We start from the raw sequence: 15709 nt of genomic DNA on the forward strand, positions 1-15709 counted from the left end.
GCCGCAGAGGATCGGAACGGTGCGCGGCGAACGTGTCCCACCGTGTGATTTCCCCCTCGGTCTCCACCGTGAAACTGCGGGTTGCGGGATGCTGGCGATAACGTTCGTTCACTTCCCCGGGCAGTGTGGCGCGGGGCGTCCGTGCCACGGCGTGTGCGGCGTGTACGGCGCGAGTGATGTGTGCGGTACTTGACGGTACGGATGGATGTAGTCGCTTCATGGAGGCAGTGATGGGTGTGGCAGCCGGTCCGATCCGCGTGGTGGTGGCCAAGCCGGGGCTCGACGGCCACGATCGCGGGGCGAAGGTGATCGCGCGGGCGTTGCGCGACGCCGGTATGGAGGTCATCTACACGGGCCTTCACCAGACGCCCGAGCAGATCGTCGACACGGCGATCCAGGAGGACGCCGACGCGATCGGTCTCTCCATCCTCTCCGGCGCCCACAACACGCTGTTCGCCGCGGTGATCGCGCTCCTGAAGGAGCGCGACGCGGAGGACATCCTGGTCTTCGGCGGCGGGATCATCCCGGAGGCGGACATCGCTCCGCTGAAGGAGAAGGGCGTCGCGGAGATCTTCACGCCGGGGGCGACGACGCAGTCGATCGTGGACTGGGTCCGGGCCAACGTGAGGCAGACGGCCGAGGCGTAGCCCGTATCCGCCCAGCCCAGCAGCGGCCCAGGTCAGCCATTGACCTGGGCCGACCCCAACTCCTCGATCATCGCCGCCCGCAACCGCAGCGTCGTGACCAGCCGTTGGAACGCCTCCGCCCAATACCCCCCGGCCCCCGGCGACGCGTCCTCCGATTCGTCCGGTACGGCCAGCAGGCCGTCGAGGCGGCTTGCCTCCGACGGGTCCAGGCAGCGTTCGGCCAGCCCCATCACTCCGCTGAAACTCCATGGATAACTCCCCGCGTCCCGCGCGATATTGAGCGCGTCGACGACCGCCCGCCCGAGCGGCGCGGCCCATGGCACGGCACACACCCCCAGCAGCTGGAACGCCTCGGACAGCCCGTGCCGCGCGATGAAACCGGCGACCCACTCGGCCCGTTCGGCCGCGTCCAGCGTGCCCAGCAGCTTCGCCCGCTCGGCCAGCGACACCGCCCCGGGCCCGCCGGCCTCCGGCGCCGACGGCGTCCCGAGCAGCGCCCGCGCCCACCCGGCGTCCCGCTGTCGTACGGCCGCCCGGCACCAGGCCGCGTGCAGCTCGGCCTGCCAGTCGTCCGCCACCGGAAGCGCCACGATCTCGGCGGGTGTACGGCCGCCCAGCCGCGCCGGCCAGGTGCCTAGCGGTGCCGCCTCCACCAACTGTCCCAGCCACCACGACCGTTCCCCGCGTCCCGCCGGAGCCTTGGGTACGACACCGTCGCGCTCCATGCTCGGATCACACTCGTGCGGCGCTTCAACAGTGATCGTCGGGGTGTCCTGGGTGCGGTCCACGGCCACGCACGCCCCGGCCCGCACCGCCATCCGCCCGGCCAGCGCCGATCCGGGCAGCGCCGAGAGCAACTCCGCCGCCGTCGCCCGCACATTGCGGCTCCGGTCGGCCAGCGCCTGCTCCAGGAACGGCTCGTCCGACGGGCCGAGCCCGGTCCGCAGCGAGTCCAGGAACATCAGCCGGTCCTCGGCCCGCTCCGTGGCCCAGGTCGTCGCGAGCAACTCCCGCGCGGCGGCGGGCTCACGCGCGCGGATCGCGGCGAGCAGGGCGACCCGCTCGGCGAACAGTCCCTCCTGCCACAGCCGTTGCACCCTCTCCTGGTCCTCGGGGCCGGGCAGTGCGGTGCCGCCACCGGGCGTCGCGCGCAGGGCGAACCGCCAGTCCGGGTTCAGCCGGGCGAGCCACACCGCGCGCGGGCCCGCGAAGCGCAGTGCCGCAGGGCGTAGGTCCGTCCGTCCCCGGGCCGCGTCCAGCAGGGCGGGCAGCATCTGCGGGGGCGCCGCGTAGCCGTGGGCGTTGGCCGTCGTCAGCCACTGGGGCAGCAGCTCCATGAGGTCCGGTGCCGTGCCTCTGCGCCCGCCGCCCGTACCTCCCGCGCGGTCGGCCAGCAGCAGCGCCAGCCTGCGGGCCGCCGCCGAGGGCAGCGCGGGGCGGGCATCCTCGGGGGCCGGTTCGGGGCGGTCCGCCGCGCGCGCGGGACGCAGGCCCGCCCGGCGCCGTACGGTCTCCACGGCCGCCGCGTCCAGCAGGGCGACCGGTGCCTCCCGGGCCGGGTCGCCGCCCGGCGGGGTGCGACGGTCGGTGCCGAGCAGGGCGCTGGTGACGAGCTCTTCCCAGGCGGGCGCGTCCGGGGTCCTGTTCATGAGGGTCGTCCCTTCTGTGGGGTGCCGGGGAGAGGCCTTGGGGTGTGTCGGCTTCGGCTCAGCACAGCTGCACCGCCTCGCCCGGCCCCTGCGGCCAGGCCGCGAGCGGGGTGAAGCCCCGGTGGCCGCACTCGCCGAAGACCTTGACCGGCCCGCCGCCCGAGAGGGCGACCAGCTTCCACAGGCCGGGGCGGGAGCGGGCGCTGGGTGTGAGCGGCAGGGCCGTGTCCGCGTCGGCATCCGCCAGTTGCCAGGACTCGCCGTCCGGAGTCGGTATCACCCGCTCCAGCGTCACCGGGACCGAGTCCAGCCAGGGGTCGTCCCGCAGCGCCTCGCCGTAGCGGGCGGCCGCCTGCGCTGTCGTCAAGCCTGGCGGACGTATCGCAGTGGGCGCGGGCGCGGCGAACCGCTCGCCGAGCGACGCCCGCAACTGGCCTGCGCCCGGATAAGGGGACACCTCCGCCTCCAGGGTCAGCCCGACCGGCAGCGCGAGCTCCGGAGCGCGACCCGCGGCGCCGTAGGAGAGGAGCAGTGCGGTGTGGGTCGAGTCGGCACCGTGGAGCCAGATCCGGCGGGTGGTCAGGCGGGTGTCCGCCGTGTCGTACTGGGCGAGGACCAGCCAGTGGTCGCGGATCGGCGGACCCTCGGGTGAGGCGGGCAGGCCGATACGGGAGCGGACCGTCGCCGCCAATTCCTCCGGCAGCCGCTCGCGGTGCAGCCAGCCCTGGTCGAGGAGGTGGAGCAGCGCGCACTCCTCCAGCAGCCGCACCGGCCAGCCGGGCCCGGAGGACGGGATCGCCCCCAACTCCCGGACGCGCGCCGCCAGTCCCGACGCCTGGGCGTCGACCATGCGGGCCGCGGTCTCCTCCCACAGCCCGTACCCCGCCTGCTCCGCGCCGGCCAGCCCGCCGCGCAGCAGATCCGCCAGCCGCTGCTCCAGCTCCGTCGCCCCCGCGGTGACCTTCTCGGCCCGGCGCTCCGCCCGCCGCCGCGCCGCCTCCGGATCAGCCGAGCCGGACGAGGACCCGGAACCGCCCTCCGCCCGCTTCTGCTCCGCGCGCTTCTTTCTGCCCTCCATCCACTCTTCCGCCCAGTCCGGCGGCTGACCCTGCGGCACGGCTCCGTCCCCGCCCGCCCACAGCAACAGCAGCCCGAGCGCGTGTTTGCACGGGAACTTCCGGCTCGGACAACTGCACTTGTACGCGGGCCCCGACGCGTCCGCGATGTCGACGACCGTCTGATACGGCTTGCTGCCACTGCCCTTGCACAGCCCCCACACCGTCCCCTCCTCAGTACTGCCCGCCTCGGACCACGGCCCGGCCGCGCCGAGTTTGCCGCCCGCTTTGCGTGATGCGGCGTCAGGCGCCAGTGCCAGCACCTGTTCCGCGCTCCAGCGCACCCCCTGCTGAGTCATGCCATCGAAGGTAGGTCCCCCCACTGACAATCGCCCCGGCGAGGGCGTCTGCGCAGGTCAGGACGGATTGTCAGTGGCGTGGTGCACGGTTGGTGTCAGACCGAACCGGCCGAGCTGGAGGGGGACTTAGCCATGCCTGTGTCCGCAGCACCGACATCCGCCGATACTCGCGAGAGCGCACCGACCGAGGCATTGCGACCGCACGCCGAGAACGCCTTCGCGGCCGAGCTGACCGCGCTTGCCGCGCAGGACGACCGCCCGCGCCCGGCCCGCTGGAAGCTGTCGCCATGGGCCGTGGCGACCTACCTGCTCGGCGGCACCCTGCCGGACGGCACGGTGATCACTCCGAAGTACGTGGGGCCGCGCCGCATCGTCGAGGTCGCCGTCACCACCCTCGCCACCGACCGCGCCCTGCTCCTGCTCGGCGTGCCCGGCACCGCCAAGACCTGGGTGTCCGAGCATCTGGCCGCGGCCGTGAGCGGTGACTCGACCCTGCTGGTGCAGGGCACCGCCGGCACCCCGGAGGAGGCGATCCGGTACGGCTGGAACTACGCGCAGCTGCTCGCGCACGGCCCGAGCCGGGACGCGCTGGTGCCGAGCCCCGTCATGCGGGCCATGGCGGAGGGCATGACGGCCCGGGTCGAGGAGCTGACCCGGATCCCGGCCGACGTACAGGACACGCTCATCACCATCCTGTCGGAGAAGACCCTGCCCATCCCGGAGCTGGGCCAGGAGGTCCAGGCCGTGCGCGGCTTCAACCTCATCGCCACCGCCAACGACCGCGACCGCGGCGTCAACGACCTGTCCAGCGCCCTGCGCCGCCGCTTCAACACCGTCGTGCTGCCGCTGCCGGAGAGCGTCGACGCCGAGGTCGACATCGTCTCCCGGCGCGTCGACCAGATCGGCCGCTCCCTCGACCTGCCGGCCGTGCCCGAGGGCATCGACGAGATCCGCCGGGTCGTGACCGTCTTCCGCGAGCTGCGCGACGGGGTGACCTCCGACGGCCGGACAAAGGTGAAGTCGCCCAGCGGCACCCTCTCCACGGCCGAGGCGATCTCCGTCGTCACGAGCGGCCTCGCGCTCGCCGCCCACTTCGGGGACGGCGTCCTGCGGCCGGGCGACATCGCCGCGGGCATTCTCGGCGCCGTGGTCCGCGATCCGGCGGCCGACCGGGTCGTCTGGCAGGAGTACCTGGAAGCGGTCGTCCGCGAGCGCGACGGCTGGACCGACTTCTACCGCGCCTGCCGGGAGGTGAGCGCGTGACCGGGTACAAGGGGGACGGCTGGATGAGGTGGCAGGCGTGACCACGGGAGCCGACCCGGGCGCAGGGCCGCTGCTGCTCGGCGTACGGCATCACGGGCCCGGCTCCGCGCGGGCCGTACGGGCGGCGTTGGACGCGGCCCGACCGGGCGCGGTGCTGATCGAGGGGCCGCCCGAGGCGGACGCGCTGATCCCGCTCGCCGCCGACGAGGACATGCGCCCGCCGGTCGCCCTCCTCGCCCACGCCGTGGACGAGCCGGGACGCTCGGCGTTCTGGCCCCTGGCCGAGTTCTCCCCGGAGTGGGTCGCGATCCGCTGGGCGCTGGAGCACGGGGTACCGGCCCGCTTCATCGACCTTCCGGCCACCCACACGCTGGCGTGGGAGAAGGAATCGGTGGAGGGGACCGCCGAGGACCCTGAGAAGGTGAGCACCGACGTCCGGATCGACCCCCTCGCCGTGCTCGCCGACGCCGCCGGATACGACGACGCCGAGCGCTGGTGGGAGGACGTCGTCGAGCATCGCGGGGTCGGTGCGGCGGGGGATCCGCTCGCGCCGTTCGCCGTGCTGGCGGAGGCCATGGCCGCGCTGCGGGAGGTGTACGGCAGCGGCGGGCACGAGCGGGATCTGGTGCGCGAGGCGTACATGCGGCTCCAAGTCCGGGCCGCGCAGAAAGAGTTCGGGGATGCGGTGGCCGTGGTGTGCGGGGCGTGGCATGTGCCCGCGCTCAGCGAGCGGACGTCCGTCGCCGCCGACCGGGCCCTGCTGAAGGGCCTGCCCAAGGTCAAGGCGGACATGACCTGGGTGCCGTGGACGTATCGCAGACTGGCGCGGGCCAGCGGCTACGGGGCGGGCATCGACTCGCCGGGGTGGTACGGGCATCTGTTCCGCGCGCCCGACCGGCCGGTGGAGCGGTGGCTGACCAAGGTGGCGGGGCTGCTGCGGGCCGAGGACCGGATCGTGTCCTCCGCGCATGTCATCGAGGCGGTGCGGCTGGCCGAGACGCTCGCGGCGATGCGCGGCCGCCCGCTGCCCGGCCTCGGTGAGACGACCGACGCGGTGCGGGCGGTGATGTGCGACGGCTCGGACGTGCCGCTGGCGCTGGTGCACGACCGGCTGGTGGTGGGCGATGTGCTGGGGGAGGTGCCGCAGGACGCGCCCGCCGTGCCGCTGCAGCGGGACCTCGACCGGATCCAGCGCCGGTTGCGGCTCAAACCGGAGGCGCTGGAGCGCGAGTTGGAGCTCGATCTGCGCAAGGAGACCGACGCCGGGCGCAGTCGGCTGCTGCACCGGCTGCGGCTGCTGGGCGTGCCGTGGGGAGAGCCGGTCGCCTCGCGGGGGAGTACGGGCACGTTCCGGGAGACCTGGCGGCTGCGCTGGGAGCCCGAGCTGTCCGTTCGGATCGCCGAGGCCGGGGTGTGGGGGACGACCGTACTCGCCGCCGCGACCGCCAAGTCCGAGGCGGACGCCGTCTGTGCGCAGCACCTCGCCGATGTCACCGCGCTCGCCGAGCGGTGTCTGCTGGCCGAACTGCCGGACGCGTTGCCGACGGTGATGCGAGTGCTGGCCGACCGGGCCGCGCTCGACACGGACGTCGGCCATCTCGCCCAGGCTCTTCCGGCGCTGGTCCGTTCGCTGCGGTACGGCGATGTGCGCGGCACCGACACCGGGGCGCTCGCGGAGGTCGCGGCGGGCCTCGCCGAGCGGATCTTCGTCGGGCTGCCCCCGGCCTGCGCCGGCCTCGACGCGGATGCCGCCGAGGAGATGCGGCGCCATGTGGACGCGGTGCACGGAGCGGTGGGCCTGCTCGGCGACGCACCCGCTCCGGGCCATGGCGAGCTGCGCGGACGGTGGCGGGCGGTGCTCAGGGTGCTGTCCGTGCGGGACACGGTTCCCGGCGTGATCCGCGGGCGTGCTGTGCGGCTCCTGCTGGACGAAGGGGAGTTGGCGCAAGAAGAGGCGGCTCGGCTCATGGGTCTCGTGCTGTCGCCGGGGACACCGCCCGGGGACGCGGCGGCCTGGATCGAGGGCTTCGTCGGCGGCGGCTCGGGCGGCGGGATGCTGCTCGTGCACGACGAGCGGCTGCTCGGTCTGGTCGACGCATGGCTGACCGGGGTGCCGGCGGACGCGTTCACCGACGTGCTGCCGCTGCTGCGGCGCACCTTCTCGGCGTATGAGCCGGGTGTGCGCAGAACACTCGGTGAGCTGGTGCGGCGCGGGCCCGGGCAGCGGGACGGTGGGGCCGCTGCGGGAGCCGGTGTACCCGGGTTCGCGGCCGAGCTGGACCCGGCGCGGGCGGATGCCGTGCTGCCGGTGGTGCGGCTGCTGTTGGGGCTGGACACGGACGACAACGACCTGGTGGGGGCGGCGTGATGACGACCGAAGGGCTGAGGGAGCCGAGGGACAGGGCCCGGGCGGCGGACTGCGCAAGGCAGGGGCAGGGACCGCGGGCGGAGGTTCGGCCGACGACGACCGTGCCCGTGATCCCGCTGTGGGAACGGCTCGGCGGAGGGGTGCGCGGATGACGACGGCGGACGTGACGGACGCGGCGCAGGAGCGGCTGCGGCGCTGGCGGCTCGTGCTCGGCGGAGACACGGCCGACGGCACCGGATGCAGGCTCGCCGGGCAGGACTCCGCGATGGACGGGGCGCTCACCGCGCTCTACGGAAAGGGGGACAGACCGCAGACGGGGAAGGACCGTTCGGCGGGGCTCGGGGCCTCGGCGCCGTCCGTCGCGCGCTGGCTCGGGGACATCCGGACCTACTTCCCGTCCTCCGTCGTCCAGGTCATGCAGCGCGACGCCATCGACCGGCTCGGTCTGTCCACGCTGCTGCTCGAACCGGAGATGCTGGAGGCGGTGGAGGCCGACGTGCATCTCGTCGGGACGCTTCTCTCCCTCAACAAGGCCATGCCGGAGACGACGAAGGAGACGGCACGGGCCGTCGTGCGCAAGGTCGTCGAGGATCTGGAGAAGCGGCTCGCCACCCGCACCCGGGCCACACTCACCGGCGCCCTCGACCGCAGCGCGCGGATCAACCGGCCGCGCCATCACGACATCGACTGGAACCGCACGATCGCCGCCAACCTCAAGCACTATCTGCCGCAGTACCGGACGATCGTGCCCGAGCGGCTCATCGGCTACGGGCGGGCCTCGCAGTCGATGAAGAAGGAAGTCGTGCTCTGTATCGACCAGTCGGGGTCGATGGCGGCGTCGGTGGTGTACGCGTCGGTGTTCGGGGCGGTGCTGGCGTCCATGCGGTCGATCGACACCCGGCTGGTCGTCTTCGACACCGCGGTCGTCGACCTCACCGACCAGCTCGACGACCCGGTGGATGTGCTGTTCGGCACACAGCTCGGCGGCGGCACGGACATCAACCGGGCGCTGGCGTACTGCCAGTCGCAGATCACCCGGCCCGCCGAGACGGTGGTCGTCCTGATCAGCGACCTCTACGAAGGGGGCATCCGCGACGAGATGCTGAAGCGGGTGGCGGCGATGAAGGCGTCGGGGGTGCAGTTCGTGGCGCTGCTCGCGCTGTCCGACGAGGGGGCGCCGGCCTACGACCGGGAACACGCGGCCGCGCTCGCCGCGCTGGGCGCACCAGCGTTCGCCTGTACGCCGGATCTGTTCCCCGAGGTGATGGCGGCGGCGATCGAGAAGCGGCCGCTCCCGATACCGGACCCCGCGTGATGAAACGGATATGAGTGCGCATCGGTAACAGAGGGCTTGCGCAACCTCGGGAGTCCCGTGCGAGGATCGACGCTCGTCAGCGGTGCGCCGCGTCACGCGTCTCTTGTTCCGCCGCACGGGAGGACCCGCCCCCTTTTGACTCTGCCAGCAGCCCTGCCCGGTGCCGCTCTGCGCATGCTGCGCACGGCGGCCGGACGGCGTGCGCTGTATCTGGCGCTGCTGGTGGGCGGGTTGTTCGCGCTGGGGCTCCTCGGTGGGCAGCAGGCGCAGGCGGCGGAGGATGCGCCGACGGCGCTGTCGGTCGAGTCGGTCGAGTCGGTCGAGTCGGTCGAGTCGGTCGAGGTGCACACGCCGATTGAGCGGGTGGCCGAGGCGGTGGTTCAGGAACAGCCCGTCGAGGAACCGCCCCTTCAGGAACAGTCCGTTCAGGAACCGCCCGTCCAGGAACCCCAGGTTCAAGAGCCCACGCTTCCGAAGCAGCCGTCGCTTCCCGCAGCCGCCGATGCCGTCGGCGCCGTCGGTGAGCGTGTCGTGCGGCCGGTCGGTGAGGTGGTCGGGACGGTGACCGACGGGCTGGACGACGTACGGGGCAAGATGCCGCCGCTGTCGTCGTTGCCCGCCCTGCCGGAACTGCCCACTGTGCCGGAGCTGCCCCAGTCGCCCGAGCAGCCGGGCCTGCCTCTGCTCCCCGGCTTGCCGGAACTCCCGGTACTGCCGGGGCAGACGCTGCCCGCACCAGCCGTCACGGCACCGGAGCCGGGGCCGGTGATGACCTCGCCGGGTCGCGAGGAGGACTCCGAGGGTCCGTCCAAGAAGGCCGCGGCGCACGGTCCGCGAGGCATCACCTCGTACGACACCACCGTGCCCCGCTCCTCCACGCACCCCCACCGCCACCATGCCGACTCCGTCCGGCCCGCGCCCGCGCGGCACGCGCCCGGTGGTGATCCGGGCGGTGCGTTGGACCACCACGCGACGGTCGACAACGGCACCCCCAGGCACGGCGACGCCCATGCCGTCGCCCTGAACCACCGGGCCCCGCTGCGCCTTGTGCCCGGTGCCGCCGCGCGCGTCAGTGCGGACGAGACCCGGGACGCGTACCGGGACATTCCCGTATCCCCCGCCTAGAGCAGGCCTTTCCCGCGCAGTAGACCTGCCGCGCGGGGGCGGAACAGGTCTGCCCGCCCGTCCGGACCCCCTTTCCGAACTCCCGGACGGAAGCGCCGTAGTTGTCGAACCGGCGCCGGAATGTCCCCCAAGTCCCGTCGCAGGAGGCCCAGGCCGAGGCCGCGCCTCCGCATCCGGTGCATCTGATGCATCCGATGTCTCGGAATCCTTAAGGATCTGACGCACGCATGAACAAGAACATCCGCCGTTCCATCGTCATAGCCGCCGGTGTCACCGGCGCGTGGGCGCTCGGCTCCACCGCGGCCAACGCGTCCGAGCTTCCCTCCTCCACCCTGTCCGTGCCGGACGCCACCGCCGACCCGGTCGGTGACACCGTCGGAGATGTCGTCTCCGGTGTGCAGGACACCGTCGCCGGTGTGACGGAAGACGTCACCGAGGGCGTGACCGAGACGGTCGCCGACGCCTCGAAGCAGACGGCGCCCGTCGAGACGACCGCGAAGAAGACCACCAAGTCCGCCAAGCTCAAGGGCGGCGCCGCGCAGCTCACCGAGGGCGTGAAGGCGGCCCGTGCCACGCAGGCCGCGCAGCAGACGGCCGAGGAGGCGACGGTCACCGCCGAGTCCACCGCCCGTGCGACCGTGGCGGCCGGGGCGAGCCTTCCGCAGAACGCTCCCGAAATCCCCGACGCGCCCACCACGCCGGACCCCTCCGACGCCGTCGACTACCTCTTCGGCCCCCTCGCCGCCTTCGCCCCCGAGCTGGAGCAGGCCCTCGCCGCCGCGCAGACCCGCATCCAGGGCACCCAGGCGGCGGCCCGCGCCCAGGCGCAGGGCGTGGAGGGCGTCGTACGGACGAAGGCGCAGCACACCACGGCCGCCGCGGGCCGCACGGCAGGCGCCACGACCGGCGCCGCCCGGGCCGCGGTGACCGGAGCCCAGAGCCGCGCCGCCGGTGTCACCGCCACAGCCGGCGCCCAGGCCGACGCCGTCAGGACCGCCGCGGAGGCCGGCGTCTCGGCCGTCCCGAGCCATGTCACCGGCACGGTCGGCGGCGTCCAGCAGCAGGCCCTCGGCACCGTCAGCACCATCCCCGGCACCATCACCCCCATCGTCGAGGAGACCACCGCCGCGGCCGTCCCGCCCGTCGTCACGTCCGCCGTCGGCGGGGCCCTCCCCACAGCCGGTCACGCCGTCCACGGCGTCACCCCGGTCGCCGGGCAGGCCGTCGGCGGGATCGCGCCCGCCGTCGCCCACGCGGTGCAGGGCGTGCAGCCGGTCGCCGGGCACGCGGTCGACGGCGTGCTGCCCGTCGCCGGGCAGGCGGTCGGCGGCGTCGGTTCGGCCGCCGGGAACGCCGTCGGCGGGGTCACCCCGGTCGCCGGGCAGGCCGTCACCGGAGCCGCTACGGCCGTTGGGCACACGGTCGACGCCGCCACCGCGCTGGCGTACGGCGTCGTCGCCGACGGCCGGCTCATCGCGGACGGTGTCGTGCGGGACGTCCAGCCGGTCGCCACCGGCACCGTCCACGACGTGCACACCGCCGCCCACGGCACCGTCCTCGGGGTCCAGCCCGTCGCCCATGGCGCTGTCGCCGACGTGCACGGCGTGGCCGCCGGGGCTGTGGCGGACGTCCACCCCATCGCCACCGGCGTCCAGCCGGCCGTCGACGGCGCCCTCGCCGACGTACCCCCGTACGCCACCGGACTCGTCGGCCAGGTCGCCGCGGACGCGCAGGGTGCCGTGCTTCCGCCCGTCGCGCACAGCGCGGTGCACGGCGTCGTGCCCGTCGCCGGGCAGGCCGTGGCGGACGCGGGCGCGCTGGCGTACGGCGTCGCGGGCGATGTGCAGCCCCTCGCCCACGGCCTGGTCGGCGAGGTCGATCCCTTCGCCCACGCCGTCGCCGGTCATGTCGCCCAGCCCGTGGCGGACCTCGTCCAGCCGGTCACGCACGCCGCCGAGGCCGTGGCGTACGGCGTCGCGGGTGACGTCCAGCCCTTCGCGTACGGCGTCACCGGTCATGTCGCGCCCGTCGCCGAGGACCTGGCCGCCACCCCCCTGGCCCACCACGCGGTCACCGGCGTCGAGGGCGTCGCCCAGTCCGTCGCCCCGGGCTACCTGCGCAGCATCTGAATCCCGACTCCGTGAGGCGACAGGACCCGGACGGCCGAAAGCCGTCGGACCGTCCGGCCGAGACCTCACGGACGGCCCGGGCGGTCCCCATTGGGGTGGGGACCGCCCGGCCGAAGCCCCCGGGGGCGGATCGATTCGTGCCCCTTCGGGCTGTTCAAGGGGCCTCACCGGGTCAACCCCAGCCCGGTGAGGCCCTTCACTTCAGGCACCCCGTGCCAGTGAGCGCGGCATCATGTGACAGGTATCACCGCTCAGGTGTGACCCCTGATTTAGAAGCCCCCGTCCAGCGGCGATAACCTGCGAGACGGACATGCCGCGCGCTCGGACACCGTGTGCGCCTCCCTTGTGACAGCGGACGTCACGTTGCCCTTCGCGGCACGCCCACGCATCCATCGAACCGCGAGATCACTGATAGGGACGGAAGCGCGTGGACCTGTTCGAGTACCAGGCGAGGGACCTCTTCGCCAAGCACGATGTACCGGTGCTGGCCGGTGAAGTCATCGACACGCCTGAGGCGGCCCGCGCAGCCACTGAGCGTCTCGGTGGCAAGTCCGTCGTCAAGGCCCAGGTGAAGGTCGGCGGCCGTGGCAAGGCCGGTGGCGTGAAGCTCGCCGCCACCCCGGACGAGGCCGTCGCCCGCGCGACGGACATCCTCGGCATGGACATCAAGGGCCACACGGTCCACAAGGTGATGATCGCCGAGACGGCCCCGGAGATTCTGGAGGAGTACTACGTCTCCTTCCTGCTGGACCGTGCCAACCGCACCTTCCTCTCCATTGCCTCCGTCGAGGGCGGCATGGAGATCGAGGAGGTGGCGGCCACCCGTCCGGAGGCCGTCGCCAAGACGCCGATCGACGCGATCGACGGTGTGACCGAGGAGAAGGCACGCGAGATCGTCGCGGCCGCGAAGTTCCCGGCCGAGGTCGCCGACAAGGTCGTGAACGTCCTCGTCACGCTGTGGGACACCTTCATCAAGGAGGACGCCCTCCTGGTCGAGGTGAACCCGCTGGCAAAGGTCGCCTCCGGCGAGGTCATCGCCCTGGACGGCAAGGTGTCGCTCGACGACAACGCCGAGTTCCGTCACCCCGACTTCGAGGAGCTCCACGACAAGGCCGCGGCCAACCCGCTCGAGGCCGCCGCCAAGGAGAAGAACCTCAACTACGTCAAGCTCGACGGCGAGGTCGGCATCATCGGCAACGGCGCGGGTCTGGTCATGTCGACCCTGGACGTCGTCGCGTACGCCGGTGAGGCGCACGGCAACGTCAAGCCGGCCAACTTCCTGGACATCGGCGGTGGCGCCTCCGCCCAGGTCATGGCCAACGGTCTGGAGATCATCCTCGGCGACCCGGACGTCAAGTCCGTCTTCGTCAACGTCTTCGGTGGCATCACCGCCTGTGACGAGGTCGCCAACGGCATCGTCCAGGCCCTGAAGCTCCTCGAGGACCGCGGCGAGAACGTCACCAAGCCGCTCGTCGTCCGCCTCGACGGCAACAACGCCGAGCTCGGCCGGCAGATCCTCACCGACGCCAACCACCCGCTGGTTCAGCGCGTCGACACCATGGACGGCGCGGCCGACAAGGCCGCCGAGCTGGCCCACGCCGCCAAGTAAGCACTCAGGACGAGGACAGAACACACCATGGCTATCTGGCTCAACAAGGACAGCAAGGTCATCGTCCAGGGCATGACCGGCGCCACGGGCATGAAGCACACCAAGCTCATGCTCGGTGACGGCACCGAGGTCGTGGGCGGCGTGAACCCGCGCAAGGCGGGCACCTCCGTGGACTTCGACGGCACCGAGGTACCGGTCTTCGGCACCGTCAAGGAGGCCATCGAGGCCACCGGCGCCAACGTCTCCGTCATCTTCGTGCCGGAGAAGTTCACCAAGGACGCGGTCGTCGAGGCCATCGACGCCGAGATCCCGCTGGCCGTCGTGATCACCGAGGGCATCGCCGTGCACGACTCGGCGTCGTTCTGGGCGTACGCCGGCAAGAAGGGCAACAAGACCCGGATCATCGGCCCGAACTGCCCCGGCATCATCACCCCGGGTCAGTCGAACGTCGGCATCATCCCGGGCGACATCACCAAGCCGGGCCGTATCGGTCTGGTCTCGAAGTCCGGCACGCTGACGTACCAGATGATGTACGAGCTGCGTGACATCGGCTTCTCGACCGCCGTCGGCATCGGTGGTGACCCGATCATCGGCACCACGCACATCGACGCGCTCGCCGCGTTCGAGGCCGACCCCGACACCGACCTGATCGTCATGATCGGTGAGATCGGTGGCGACGCCGAGGAGCGGGCCGCGGACTTCATCGCGAAGAACGTGACCAAGCCGGTCGTCGGCTATGTCGCGGGCTTCACCGCGCCCGAGGGCAAGACCATGGGCCACGCCGGCGCCATCGTCTCCGGCTCCTCCGGCACGGCCCAGGCGAAGAAGGAGGCCCTCGAGGCCGCCGGCGTCAAGGTCGGCAAGACGCCGACCGAGACGGCGAAGCTGGCGCGCGAGATCCTCGCCGGCTGACCTTCACAGCTGAACGTCGGTGGGCCCGTTCCCCTTGCTGGGGGCGGGCCCACCGACGTTTTCGCTCCTCATCCGGGCTGCGGCATCAGCCGCTCCGGCCCGCTCACCGTCTCCTCCCGCAGCTTTGCCCGGAGTTCCTGTTCCGCCTCCGACAAGGGGCCCGGGGCCACCTTCGGGGGCACTCCCTGGATGGTGGCGCCCGGGGCGATGGGGGGCTCGTACTGTCTCGGGGCCGTGCGCAGGGTCAGGGCCGTCGTGCCGATGAGGGCGACCGTGAAGGCGATGGCGGCGCGGGTCCAGAAGCTGGCTCGGCGTTCGCTGCCGGTGCGTACCGTCGGTGGCTTGGCGGCGCGCAGACGTTCCGCCGCGGCCACCTCGGCCAGGCGGCGGTGGAGTTCGGCCGGTTCGGCCAGCTCCGGCAGCCGCGCGGCCACGGCCTCGCGCGCGTGCAGCAGCCGGTTCGCCGCGGCGGGCGTGCTCGCCTCCGTCTCCGCCGCCGTGTCCGGGAGATCGAGGCCCACCCCGTCGTAGAGCAGCAGTGTGCGGCGGTACGGCGGTGGCAGGGTGAGGAGTACGTCCATCAGCGCGCGGTCGGAGGGGTTGGCGGGCGGTGGTTCGGGGTGCCGGTAGCGGGGCCGGAGGCGATGCCAGGGGGAGAGGGCGTACTCGTACGCCGAGGCCCGCACCCAGCCCGCCGGGTCCCGGTCGACGGCCACCTCCGGCCAACGCTGCCAGGCGAGTTGGAAGGCCCGCTCGACCGACTCCCGCGCCAGCTCGCGCCGCCCGGTGAGCAGATAGGCCTGCCGTACGAGGGAGGGCGCGCAGAACGCGTAGAGCGCGTCGAAGGCCTGAGCGGGCGTCAGGGGTGAGCCTTCCGACGCGGGGCGGCCCGGGCTCAGCTCCGGCGGATCCGTTCGTACGGGGGTCTCGGCGGCGTCGGTGTCCTGCCGGCGTGCGGTCACCTCGGCCTCGGCCAGGGCCTCTTGCGCGACCGGCGGCTTGGTCAGCTCGCCTAGCAGTCGCGCGTACGCCTCCCGTTTCCGGCCGCGCGGAGTCGTACGGCCGGTCTCCCACGCGCGCACGGTCTCACGGGTCACGCCCACCCGCGCCGCGACCTGAGCCTGCGTCAACGACTGGGACTCACGCAGGCGTCGGCGTTCCTTGGGCGGGGGCAGCGGGGTTGCAGGGCTCTGCGTCACCGGGCGCCCCTTCGTACGAAAAAGTACATAAACATATATTGAGCGACACAGCGGGGGTTCGCCTGTTACGACGGGAAAG

General features: G+C 72.9%; 11 protein-coding genes. 8 read left to right on the forward strand and 3 right to left on the reverse strand.

All coding sequences use genetic code 11. The features are described from left to right. Nucleotides 1–230: 230 nt before the first annotated feature. A complete protein-coding gene (locus OHT76_RS26450; RefSeq protein WP_328873335.1) occupies nt 231–647 on the forward strand; it encodes a cobalamin B12-binding domain-containing protein in 417 nt (138 codons plus the stop codon). 32 nt (nt 648–679) lie between these two features. Here OHT76_RS26450 and OHT76_RS26455 read toward each other — a convergent pair whose 3' ends face one another. Together OHT76_RS26455 and OHT76_RS26460 are read right to left on the reverse strand one after the other, a co-directional pair. Then, the gene (locus OHT76_RS26455) at nt 680–2296 is read right to left on the reverse strand and encodes a DUF5691 domain-containing protein (protein WP_328873336.1); all 1617 of its coding nucleotides are present in this window, start codon (nt 2294–2296) and stop codon (nt 680–682) included. Between the two features lie 58 nt (nt 2297–2354). Beyond that, the gene (locus OHT76_RS26460; RefSeq protein WP_328873337.1) at nt 2355–3710 is read right to left on the reverse strand and encodes an SWIM zinc finger family protein; all 1356 of its coding nucleotides are present in this window, start codon (nt 3708–3710) and stop codon (nt 2355–2357) included. 132 nt (nt 3711–3842) lie between these two features. Here OHT76_RS26460 and OHT76_RS26465 point away from each other — a divergent pair, with 132 nt between their 5' ends. From OHT76_RS26465 to sucD, 7 genes are all read left to right on the forward strand, one after another. Beyond that, nucleotides 3843–4973: an ATP-binding protein gene (locus OHT76_RS26465; protein ID WP_328873338.1), complete on the forward strand. Its 1131-nt coding sequence runs from the start codon at nt 3843–3845 to the stop codon at nt 4971–4973. Between the two features lie 37 nt (nt 4974–5010). Continuing rightward, the gene (locus tag OHT76_RS26470) at nt 5011–7341 is read left to right on the forward strand and encodes a DUF5682 family protein (RefSeq protein ID WP_328873339.1); all 2331 of its coding nucleotides are present in this window, start codon (nt 5011–5013) and stop codon (nt 7339–7341) included. Nucleotides 7342–7489: 148 nt separating this feature from the next. Next, complete coding sequence (locus tag OHT76_RS26475; RefSeq protein ID WP_328873340.1) at nt 7490–8656, forward strand: VWA domain-containing protein; 1167 nt, start codon at nt 7490–7492, stop codon at nt 8654–8656. Nucleotides 8657–8791: 135 nt separating this feature from the next. After that, on the forward strand, nt 8792–9781 hold the full coding sequence (locus OHT76_RS26480; protein ID WP_328873341.1) for a hypothetical protein: 990 nt from the start codon (nt 8792–8794) through the stop codon (nt 9779–9781). 227 nt (nt 9782–10008) lie between these two features. Then, a complete protein-coding gene (locus tag OHT76_RS26485) occupies nt 10009–11910 on the forward strand; it encodes a hypothetical protein (protein WP_328873342.1) in 1902 nt (633 codons plus the stop codon). A 427-nt stretch (nt 11911–12337) separates the two neighbouring features. Next, nucleotides 12338–13519, forward strand: a complete 1182-nt coding sequence (gene sucC, locus OHT76_RS26490; protein ID WP_328873343.1) for an ADP-forming succinate--CoA ligase subunit beta — start codon at nt 12338–12340, stop codon at nt 13517–13519. Between the two features lie 27 nt (nt 13520–13546). Next, nucleotides 13547–14431, forward strand: coding sequence for a succinate--CoA ligase subunit alpha (gene sucD, locus OHT76_RS26495; RefSeq protein ID WP_328873344.1), 885 nt, complete (start codon nt 13547–13549; stop codon nt 14429–14431). Between the two features lie 68 nt (nt 14432–14499). On the opposite strand, the gene OHT76_RS26500 is transcribed toward sucD, so the two are convergent. Beyond that, nucleotides 14500–15630, reverse strand: a complete 1131-nt coding sequence (locus OHT76_RS26500) for a helix-turn-helix domain-containing protein (RefSeq protein WP_328873345.1) — start codon at nt 15628–15630, stop codon at nt 14500–14502. Nucleotides 15631–15709 lie beyond the last annotated feature (79 nt).

The organism is Streptomyces sp. NBC_00287 (assembly GCF_036173105.1).
Lineage (GTDB): Bacteria > Actinomycetota > Actinomycetes > Streptomycetales > Streptomycetaceae > Streptomyces.

Bases quoted from the DNA above. Each gene is read 5' to 3' on its own strand.
- OHT76_RS26450 (WP_328873335.1), top strand. From the start codon at position 231: ATGGGTGTGGCAGCCGGTCCGATCCGCGTGGTGGTGGCCAAGCCGGGG.
- OHT76_RS26455 (WP_328873336.1), bottom strand. From the start codon at position 2,296: ATGAACAGGACCCCGGACGCGCCCGCCTGGGAAGAGCTCGTCACCAGC.
- OHT76_RS26460 (WP_328873337.1), bottom strand. From the start codon at position 3,710: ATGACTCAGCAGGGGGTGCGCTGGAGCGCGGAACAGGTGCTGGCACTG.
- OHT76_RS26465 (WP_328873338.1), top strand. From the start codon at position 3,843: ATGCCTGTGTCCGCAGCACCGACATCCGCCGATACTCGCGAGAGCGCA.
- OHT76_RS26475 (WP_328873340.1), top strand. From the start codon at position 7,490: ATGACGACGGCGGACGTGACGGACGCGGCGCAGGAGCGGCTGCGGCGC.
- OHT76_RS26485 (WP_328873342.1), top strand. From the start codon at position 10,009: ATGAACAAGAACATCCGCCGTTCCATCGTCATAGCCGCCGGTGTCACC.
- sucD (WP_328873344.1), top strand. From the start codon at position 13,547: ATGGCTATCTGGCTCAACAAGGACAGCAAGGTCATCGTCCAGGGCATG.